The organism is Arthrobacter sp. SO3 (genome assembly GCF_020532825.1).
GTDB lineage: Bacteria > Actinomycetota > Actinomycetes > Actinomycetales > Micrococcaceae > Arthrobacter.
This window is the reverse complement of the sequence record NZ_MQTS01000192.1, coordinates 81098-91056: the sequence shown is the minus strand read 5'-3', so window position 1 is coordinate 91056 and position 9959 is coordinate 81098. Positions and strand designations below refer to the sequence as shown.

Annotated in this window: 7 protein-coding genes; 2 read left to right on the top strand and 5 right to left on the bottom strand. The window is 64.0% G+C overall.

The features are described from left to right. Positions 1 to 2186: 2186 nt before the first annotated feature. The 5 genes from trxA to BJQ90_RS18385 form a co-directional block, all read right to left on the bottom strand. Positions 2187 to 2651: a thioredoxin gene (gene trxA / locus BJQ90_RS18405; protein ID WP_413463714.1), complete on the bottom strand. Its 465-nt coding sequence runs from the start codon at positions 2649 to 2651 to the stop codon at positions 2187 to 2189. After that, positions 2551 to 3507, bottom strand: a complete 957-nt coding sequence (gene trxB / locus BJQ90_RS18400) for a thioredoxin-disulfide reductase (RefSeq protein ID WP_226761642.1) — start codon at positions 3505 to 3507, stop codon at positions 2551 to 2553. Before trxB ends, trxA begins: the two co-directional genes overlap by 101 nt. Before the next feature lie 176 nt (positions 3508 to 3683). Beyond that, a complete protein-coding gene (locus BJQ90_RS18395) occupies positions 3684 to 5297 on the bottom strand; it encodes an ABC transporter substrate-binding protein (protein WP_226761641.1) in 1614 nt (537 codons plus the stop codon). Between the two features lie 172 nt (positions 5298 to 5469). After that, positions 5470 to 7515 carry a murein biosynthesis integral membrane protein MurJ gene (gene murJ / locus BJQ90_RS18390; protein WP_226761640.1) on the bottom strand — a complete coding sequence of 682 codons (2046 nt, stop codon included), beginning with the start codon at positions 7513 to 7515 and terminating at the stop codon, positions 5470 to 5472. An 80-nt stretch (positions 7516 to 7595) separates the two neighbouring features. Next, entirely contained in the window at positions 7596 to 8096 is a 501-nt protein-coding gene (locus tag BJQ90_RS18385; RefSeq protein WP_226761639.1) for an NUDIX hydrolase, read from the bottom strand. A 219-nt stretch (positions 8097 to 8315) separates the two neighbouring features. Here BJQ90_RS18385 and BJQ90_RS18380 point away from each other — a divergent pair, with 219 nt between their 5' ends. After that, positions 8316 to 9782 carry a CCA tRNA nucleotidyltransferase gene (locus BJQ90_RS18380; RefSeq protein ID WP_226761638.1) on the top strand — a complete coding sequence of 489 codons (1467 nt, stop codon included), beginning with the start codon at positions 8316 to 8318 and terminating at the stop codon, positions 9780 to 9782. Next, positions 9783 to 9959 (top strand): phosphoglycerate mutase family protein (locus BJQ90_RS18375; RefSeq protein ID WP_226761651.1); only part of this gene is annotated, 177 nt, incomplete at its 3' end.

Here is a 9959-nt window from a genome sequence, read left to right as displayed (position 1 = left end):
GTTGGCCCGGTGCCTTCCGGGGGTATGTGGATGGTGTCCATGCACGCCTCGGGTGATACCCAGAGGCAGTAATGGCGTTTGACGTTCCCGCCGGCAAAGGACGTCCAGCGTGGGGCGCCTGGCCGCTCGCTGAGGATCCTCCCACTCCCAGTCGGGGCCGCGGGCCGCGAAAAGGTGAGCCATGGTCCGACCTCCGAGACCCTTGAGAATATTGATGGTCCGATCACCCACCGTCTGACTGGAGGCCAGGGCAGTAATTTCAGCTGAGTTTGATAAACGGCAAGGTGCGTTTGACGCAGGAATACCGTCCGCGTCCGAGTTGCTGCAGCGAGCCGAAGGCTGCCATGTGGTCCTGGAGGACTGTATTCGGGCGACTGGGTCTACCCACGGATGGCTCCCAAACATATTGCATGCGTCCGCGAGCGGCCGTTGTGGAGCCGTCGCCGGCTTCGATGACTGCGGCGCTCGGCGGCTGGACGGTTGGGGGCGTAGCGGGTCACGTTCCGACGGTACCTGGTTGGCATCCACCCCCACCGAATAGCTTTGGCGTCGAGTTCGTGAGGTTTCACGTGAAACAATGGCCTGCGGGCGGGAATGTACCTGCAATTGCTCTGGTGCAGCCGGTCGGATTTGTAGCGCTTTCCCCGAGTCCGCCAACTCCTCGTTCGAGAAGGGGGCCGGTTGTTGCTGCTTGAAGTAGTGGTGAACCACGCTTCACCTCAGGGGCTGTCTTCACACGTCCCATCGTCCGCAGACACATTCTGCCCAGGTGTGGTTATTCGAGAGTTCCGTATCGAATAATAGGGTTGTGGGGCCTAATGATCAGTGACTGGCCATCGTCCGTATTCTCTTCACCGTTTCACGTGAAACAATCGCAGCTGAGGAGGATCGGGTTTGGCCGAGGGATGACCCGGATGCCGTGTGAACGCTGGTGCAGATGCGGGTTGTTGGCCACTGCTGTTTCGAACGGAAACAGTCCGCGGCCACGGAGATACTTTCCGACTTGAGCGCAGTTGTCCAATTGTCCGGCTCATACTGCCCACCCTTAGTTCCAATCTCGTGGTGGTTTCACGTGAAACATTCCGGTGTCACACCTCGGAGCCGCCCTGGGATTCCGCGCCCTTCTGTCGAATTTTTCTGCGTATTGTCGCTCGTCACCTGAAACCGGGCCCTTAGACGATTTCTCCCGGAGGATTGCTCAGTCATGTTTGCGGGTCGCACGGCTGGAGGGACCGTCAGGCCGCCGGTGCAAGAACTGTCAGGGTAACGACGCCCAGGCGGAGGAGCAATTTTTCGGTCAATAGGCGACGCACTGTATCCCCCGCTGAGTCACCTATGCCGCACGCAGACGGGCTGACCGTGGGATGTTGAAATAGTGTGCAGTCTGCAGTCTGCAGTCTGCAGTCTGCAGTCTGCAGTCTGCAGTGTGCAGTGCGCAGGGATATGGGCTTTCGGCCAGCCCTCTTGGCCGACCGGTCGGAATCTTACCGCTTCGCCCACTGAACCCGTTCGGACAGGAAAGGCAACCCCCAACTCTCTCTCTGCACTGATTTCAAATAGTCGTCCAGACCGGATGCTCACCGCTACCGGCAGGATCAGATGTCCCGCGGGAAAATATGCGCGGTCCGGCCATATTTGACGAACATGTTTCACGTGAAACCAAACGCATCGCATCTTCCGAAAGTGGCACGGAAACCGGTCGACGAGTGAGCGCATCTCAACAGCCACAATGTTTCACGTGAAACTCTATGCATCCTTGGTCTCTAGGCTGCAGACCAGTCTCCCCCGGATCGTCGTGCGTCCGCACAGGAAGCATGCATTACCTGACAACTACCCGACTCCAGAGTGCGGGTACCACGGTCTCGATGCGGGGTCATCACGTGCAAGGCGGGCCTCAGTCCTGACGGAGGCCCGTCCCCGGCCCCTGGACGACGGACCGAGGCAGCCCTACTCCGGCAAGGGCGCAACCTGTGGGGGCGCCGGGGTCCACGTTGAGAGAATTAACTATTAGAAAACAACTTTTGGGTGTTGTTCTACAGGAAAAGATGGACGAGCACTGGCTTCTATGGGCCGGTCCATATAACTGACCGGGTCAGTTCTCAGCAACATCGAAAAAGTGGCCCCACTTCCTGGAGGGAAGTGAGGCCACCTTGGAATGATCTTCGTCGGCACAGACCGAGCGGGAACTAGGACAGCACGTCCGCAAATTCCTTCTCGAAGAACTGCTTGGGACGGGCGCCGATGACGGTGCCCTTCACTTCTCCACCCTGGAACAGGTAGACGGCAGGGATAGAGGTGATGCCGTACTGGGCGGCGATCGCAGGGTTGTCGTCAACGTTAACCTTGACGACGTCCACCTTCTCGCTGTACTCCACGGAAATCTCGTCCAGAATCGGTCCGAGCTTGCGGCACGGGCCGCACCATTCAGCCCAGAAGTCCACAATGACGGGCTTGGAAGAAGCCAGTACATCGGTGCTGAAACTAGCATCTGTTACGTCTTTTGCGTTGCTCATAGCCTGTCTCTCTCTTCGGTTGGTTGCTACGCGCTGTTTAGGCGTGGAAGTCTGCGAGGTAGTGCTCGACGTCCAGGGCTGCGACGCAGCCGGACCCTGAGGCCGTGATGGCCTGCCGGTACGTCGGGTCGATAACATCGCCGGCCGCGAACACACCCTTGACGCTGGTCTTCGACGTTCGGCCGTCGACGGCGATGGTTCCCTCGGGCGTCAGGTCCAGCTTGCCCTTGACGAGGTCGGTGCGGGGGTCATTGCCGATCGCCACAAACACGCCGGTGACGGCGAGCTCAGTTTCGGTGCCGTCCACGAGGTTCTTCACTCGAAGCCCCGTGACTTTGTCCCCACCGAGGACATCCTCGACCCCGCTGTTCCAGACGAAGTCGATCTTCTCGTGGGCCAATGCGCGGTCAGCCATGATCTTTGAGGCACGGAGGCTGTCGCGGCGGTGGACCACGGTGACTGACCTGGCGAACTTGGTGAGGAACAGTGCCTCCTCCATCGCGGAGTCGCCGCCGCCGATGACGGCGATGTCCTGGTCCTTGAAGAAGAAACCGTCGCAGGTTGCACACCAGCTGACACCGTGGCCGGAGAGGCGCTTTTCGTTGGGTAGACCGAGTTCACGGTAGGCCGAACCCATGGAAAGAATGATGGAGCGTGCCCGGAAAGTCTCCCCCGAGCCGATGGTCACGGTCTTGATGTCGCCGTCGAGATCCAGTTCCGTGACATCTTCGAACTGGATTTCGGTGCCGAACCGGGCGGCCTGCTTTTCGAAGTTCTCCATCAGGTCCGGACCCATGATGCCGTCCGGGAAACCGGGGTAGTTCTCGACGTCGGTTGTGTTCATCAGTTCGCCGCCGGCGGTTACTGATCCTGCGAGGAGCAGCGGCTTCAGGTTGGCGCGTGCCGTGTACACCGCGGCGGTGTAGCCCGCGGGGCCGGAGCCGACGATGATGACATCACGTACTTCGGAGGCGGTGTTTTCTGCGGTGCTCACTGAACGGTGAACCTCTTCCTTTGTCGATGCGCCCGCCTGGGTGGCCGGCCACATGGCACAACTACTACTTGGTGCTGGTTATTCCGGTCGGACCGGGCGCTGCCAAATCACGCCAGCACTCAGGATACCGTCCTGGCACCGAGGACCGCCGGGTTGTAGCCGTGGCTTCGGCCCGGCTACTGGACCTTGATCTCAGCCAGACGCAGGCCGAATCCATAACGGGTCTTGGGCGCCGCCAGCTTGGGCAGGGTCTTGATCGAGACTATGACGTACTGCGCCGTGGCGGGTTCCTGCAGCGGCATCGTCAGATCCGAGGAGGTGAAGCTGTTGCTGCCTACCTGCTTGGCACCATCGAGGGAGGGACGGTCGTTGGTGAAAACGCTGATGCTGCCGCCGGAGGCCCCCAGCTGGCTGAGGGTCACAGAGGAGATCTTGGCAGGGCTCTTCAGCTTGATGACGAGAGGAACCTCGGCGGCCAGGCCACCCCAGTTGTCTGTGGCAAATTCCATGTCCGACCAGTAGCTGGCTGCATTGCCGTCGAAAGTCTTGACCAGGTCGCCGTCATAGGTGCCGGCGAAATCGAAGTTGCCCAGCCGCGTGACGTCAGCAATGGCGGGCGGCCCCGCGGCCGGTGCGGGGCTGGCGGTTCCCGACGGCGCTGCCGGGGTTGAACCGGGCGCACTGGCGGAGGTATTTCCGCCCGCAACGGGCTGCGGCGTCGTCTTGAAGAGGCTGCCGAGATTGGTCACGGCAAGAACCAGACCTACCACGAGGACCGCAGCCAGCAGTCCGCCGACCAACCAGCGCATGGAGCGGGGCTCGCGCCGTGGTTCCTCGTCCTTGCTGTAGTAGTCATCATCCGCAGCGGAGTCGGCGTCCCGGGCCGAACCCGGGAAGAACCCGGGAGCGCGGTCCGCGGAGGCGCTTCCGGCCGCGGCGGCAAATTCCGGTGATTCCGTCTGACGGGAAGTCTGGCTGTCTTCGGGAAGCGGGTGATCATAATCGTCGTCGGACCACAGCGAAACCTTGGGCGTTTCGGCGGGAGCCGGCGTCGTGGTGTCACGCGCACCGGAGGTCGGTGCGCCCCCCTGCACCGGCTGGGGCGCCGTCACCTCAGGCGGGGCTTCCCGGGGTGCGGCCTCGGAGGACCTCGCTTTGGGGGATGCCGCAGCAGCCGCACCACCGGAAGCGGCGGCGGCACCGGCCGCGAGTCCGGCAGCTCCGGCTGCACCAGCGCCCGCTGCACCTGCAGCGGGTGACACCGTCGGACGCGACGGCGGCCGGGAGGGGGTCGTCGGTGGTGCGGCGGGACTCACGCGCGGAGTCGGGGCATGCTGCTGGTTCTGCCCGTAGTTGATGTAGCCGGCATCTACCTCTTCTTCGGCGTAGAGGCCGTCATAGGTTTCGGGTTCACGGGAGCGGGGCTGGCCGAAGATTTCGCTGCCCAGTGTGTCCGTGAAGAACGGTTCGACGTAGGGCGGATTGGAGGACACCACGAGATCCAGCAGGTCAGCGGCCGAGGTGTGGTTGGTAATCAGGTAGGTCGTGTCGTCGCTGACCCCAAGGTCGAGGATCTGAACACTGCCGGGACGCTCCCCGGTGGCCACTTCCCGGGCACTCTGTGCCACTTGATCCGCGTTTCCGGGCCCAGCAACGAGGATGCTCACAGCGCGGTTGAGCACCTGGTCCACGCCGTCCAGCACCAGATCCTGGTCATGTGAGGTCAGTACAGTGGCAGTGACCTTGTAGCGGCCACCTAGTACTGATCCGACATCGATCGGGTGGGACACGGGCTCCTCCTAGACTGTCCGGGAGCTGCCGAACTGATCACTGCATCAGTGACAGCAGGTCCCCGGTAAAGCCGGTGGACCCCGGGTCTGCAACTCCCCTTGTTAGTCTTCGATCCTAGCCGATGCGCCGGTCAGGGCCGCGGAAGCGCGGCGCCGCGACCCCTGCTGGTTACTATTTCTTCTTTTTGCCGCCGAACGGGAAATAGGGGTTGTGCCCTGCCGGGCCCTGGTAGGTGCGTCGCCCGGGCAGCGGGACCTCGCCGCGGCCCAGACCGCCCTCCGCGGTGTTGGGCAGGTCCTCGGCGGGCAGATAACCGCCTTCCGGTCCGGCGCGTCCGGCCCGCTCGTCCTGTTCGCCAAGATCCGGCCCTGCCCGGAAGGACGCTGCGTCGAATTCCCCGGAAATTCTCGGAATGAGTCCGGTGTCCACCGAGACGGTCGCCCGTTCCGGCCTCGCACGTGTGGCGGCAGCGCCCTCCGGAAGGCCTCCGGCGGGCACGGCCTCCGACCGGCGGCGCAGGCGGCCCAGCAGCGGCTGCAGCAGGTCGCTCAGCTCGGTCACCCGGAAGAGCTTCAGCAGCAGCAGGTAGGCCGCCAGCATGACGGGCCCGACGACGGCGATTGTCACCAGCGCGGCGGCAGGTGTGCTCCAGGCGAATCCCTCCCGGCTGTAGCTGCCCAGCAGCCACAACGCCACAGCGCCAGCCAGGGCGGATCCCAGCGCGGCGTAGCCCATCCTGATGTAGGCGTTGGCGATCCGAGGACCGTCCAGATGTCCCAGGAGCCGCCGCAGGAAGACCGCGCTCAGGATCACGGACAGGATATTGTCGCCGGTATAGAGGGTGGCGATGGCGAAGATGATCTGATCGAACGGCAGGAACTGGATCGTGAAAGCGGCAACCAGGTTCACCACGGCCAGCACCAGCTGGATGAGGAACGGTGTCCGGGCATCCTCGTTGGCGTAGAACACGCGCGACATCATGAAGTTGGCGCTCATGAACGGGGTGCTGAGCGCCAGGATGGTCAGCGTCTGGGCCAGCATGACGCCGTCCTGGGGCACGCCGCCGGAGAAGAACATGCCCAGCGGTCCGGCAAGCGCGAACAGGGCAAGCGCCCCGAACACCGTCGCCACGGCCATGGTCCGCAGCCCGTGGGAGAGCGCATTGCGCAGCGCCGCGCGGTCCCCGGCCTGCGAGGCCCGCGTCATCCGGTTGAACAGCACCGTGGCCAGCGACAGCGCAATGATCGAGTGCGGGAGCAGATACAACTGGCTCGCCACCTCCAGCACGGCATTGCCGGGCAGGCTGTCGGCGGCCGGATCCCCGGCCTGTTCCAGACGCAGCCGTTCCGCACCCGGGATCGTGGCGATGCGCATGACGTAGAGGAAAGCCAGCTGTCCGACGGCGGCCGTCGCCAGGGTCCAAACGCTCAGCCTGGCGGCCTGGCCCAGGCCGACCCCGCGCCAGCCGAAGCGCGGCCGGAGGCCGAGCCGGAGCCTGAATACCGGAACCAGCAGGATGGCCGTCTGGGAGATGACACCAATGGTGGAGAATCCCGCCACCAGCAAGGTCTGGCTGGAGCCCCACGTATCCAGTGTGTGGGGATTGCTGACGTTCGCGCCGAACGTCCAGATGAACATGCTGAGGCCGGCGATCGCAACAATATTGTTCAGGATCGGCGCCCACATCGCGGGTCCGAACGCACCATGGGCGTTGAGCACCTGGGTCAACAGGGCGTACAGGCCGTAGAAGAAGATCTGCGGAAGGCACCAGAACGCGAAGGACACCGCGAGGGCCTTCTGCTGCGGGGAATAGCCCTGCGTTGTCAGCTCGATGACCCACGGCGCGAGCAGCGTCACCAGCAGCGTAAGCGTCAACAGCACCAGCACGGCCAGCGTCAGCAGCCGGCTGATGTAGTCCGCCCCCTTGTCTGGCGCCTTGCTCGCCTTGATGATCTGGGGCACCAGGACGGCGTTGAATACGCCGCCCGCGACCAGCAGGAAGATCAGGTTTGGCAGGTTGTTGGCGTTGATGAACGTGTCGTTGACCGTGGAGCCGAGGCCGAGTGCGGCCGCCAGCATCCAGGTCTTGCCGAATCCCAGAAAGCGCGAGACCAGCGTTCCCGCGGCCATGATGGCGCTGGAACGGACTTCTCCGGATTGGACAGCTTTGGAATCGGCGGGGCCGGAGGGCGCGGGGGTGGGTTTGGCAGATGACATTGTCTTTATCGTCTCACCCGGGCGCGGCTTTAGCCGCTATTAGCGTCCCTTGAAGCAGGCCCAAGGGCGCTTGCACGGCCCTAGCGGTGTTCCGGCAGTACTTCCTTGGCGAGGTCGGCGATGCGGCGCTCGTTCGGGAAAGACAGCTTCCGCGCCAGTTCCAGGATGGGAACCCAGGCGACGTCCACGGCTTCCTTGTCCGGATCATTCTCGATCGTCAGTTCCCCGCCCGTGGCCTGCAGCAGGTAGTGGTGGACGGTCTTGTGGACGCGGTGTCCGCTGACCGTGAACCAGTAGTCAATGCTTCCCAGCGGTGCGAGGATCTTGCCCTCGATGCCGGTTTCCTCCGCGATCTCACGCACGGCGGCTTCCTCGTTGCTTTCCTTGCCTTCCGGGTGGCCCTTCGGAAGGCACCATTCCAGCCGGCCGCCACGATTAAGGCGGGCAATGATCGCAACGCGGAGTTCGGCGTCGGACGTGTCCACCACGACGCCGCCGGCGGAGATTTCCTCCACGGTGGGGAGGGAGGCCTGCCCGGAGTGCTGCACCGGCGCGACATTGGCACCGATTGCCGAAGGCAACGGTGCGTTTGTCCTCCTGCCGGGAGCGCTCGGTACGGGATGGGCCATGAAGTCCACTCTAACGACTCTTGTCCGCTCTTGATGACCTAAACATGGCAGGAAAGTGGACGGCCGGGAAAGTGGATCGCCCGGGACGCCCCCGTGTTCAGCGCCGACGGCGGGGGTCCGCGAAGGATTCGGTGTGGTGCTGGCCGGGATTTCTGACAAGCTTAAGAAACTATGGCGCACGCACATCACGAGACTGACTCGCACACTGTTGATTTCCAGGTAGACCCTGTGGTCCTGGAGCTGGGGCAACGGTTTGTCGACGCCGGCCACGAACTCTCCCTGGTGGGCGGCCCCGTGCGTGACCTCTTCCTGGGCCGGGTGTCCCCCGACCTGGACTTCACCACCGACGCCACCCCGGACCAGACAGTTGCCCTGATCAAGAAGTGGGCCGATAACTTTTGGGAAATCGGGCGCGCCTTCGGCACGATCGGCATGCGCAAGGCCGGTTTCCAGATCGAAATCACCACCTATCGCGCCGAGGCGTACGATCCCGACTCCCGCAAACCCGTCGTGGCGTTCGGAAAGTCGCTCACCGATGACCTGCTGCGCCGTGACTTCACGATCAACGCCATGGCCTTGCGCCTCCCGGCGCTGGAGCTCGTGGATCCGTTCGGCGGTGTCCGCGACCTCCACGCATCCATCCTGGCCACCCCGGGCGCCCCGGAATCGTCCTTCTCCGACGATCCGCTCCGGATGATGCGTGCCGCCCGTTTTGCCGCCCAGCTGGGCATCACGGTGCACGGGGACGTACGCGCCGCGATGTCACGGATGGCGGAACGGATCACCATGATTTCGGCGGAACGCGTCCGCGAGGAGCTGGTCAAGCTCATCTGCGCGGCACACCCCAGGGCCGGGGTGGACCTGCTCGTGGACACCGGGCTGGCCGACTTCGTGCTGCCCGAAGTCTCCGCCCTGCGCCTCGAGTCCGATGAGCACCACCGGCACAAGGACGTCTACCAGCACTCCCTCCAGGTTCTGGAGCAGGCCGCCGCACTCGAAACGGGGGCCGGCGGCGCTGTGCCCGGGCCGGACTTTGTGCTGCGGTTCGCTGCCTTGATGCACGACGTCGGCAAGCCCGCCACGCGCCGTTTCGAGCCGGGCGGCGCGGTGAGCTTCCGGCACCACGACATGGTCGGAGCCAAACTGACGTCAAAACGGATGAAGGCGCTGCGCTTCGACAACGACACCATCAAGGCCGTTGCCAAGCTCGTGGAGCTGCACATGCGCTTCTACGGCTACGGCGATGCAGGCTGGAGCGATTCCGCCGTCCGCCGGTATGTCACCGACGCCGGTCCGCTCCTGGACCGGCTGCACCGGCTGACCCGCTCGGACGTCACCACCCGCAACCAGCGCAAGGCCGAGCGGCTCGCCTTCGCCTACGACGATCTTGAGGCCCGGATCGCTGCCCTACGGGAGCAGGAGTCCCTCGAGTCCGTCCGACCCGATCTGGACGGCAGCCGGATCATGGAACTGCTGGACCTCAAGCCGGGCCCTGTCGTCGGGCGCGCCTACAAATTCCTGCTCGAGGAACGGATGGAACACGGCCCGCTGGATCCCGCCGTGGCCGAGGCCAAGCTCCGCGAATGGTGGGCTGCCCAGCCCGAATCCGCCGTCGCACTCTCAACTGAGGAGTCCTAAGTGATTGCACCTTCAAACGGCCCCCGCCCGCAGCTGTGGATCCTGCGGCACGGCGAAACCGAGTGGTCCAAGAGCGGCCAGTACACCGGCCTCACCGACCTCCCGCTCACCGTGGAGGGTGAACAGCAGTCCGTGGAGGCACGCAAGGTGCTCGACGCCGTCGACTTCGACCTGGTG

Excerpts from the sequence above, each read along its gene's own strand:
- trxA (WP_413463714.1), bottom strand. The coding sequence starts at position 2,651 with ATGTTATCGACCCGACGTACCGGCAGGCCATCACGGCCTCAGGGTCCG.
- BJQ90_RS18380 (WP_226761638.1), top strand. The coding sequence starts at position 8,316 with ATGGCGCACGCACATCACGAGACTGACTCGCACACTGTTGATTTCCAG.
- murJ (WP_226761640.1), bottom strand. The coding sequence starts at position 7,515 with ATGTCATCTGCCAAACCCACCCCCGCGCCCTCCGGCCCCGCCGATTCC.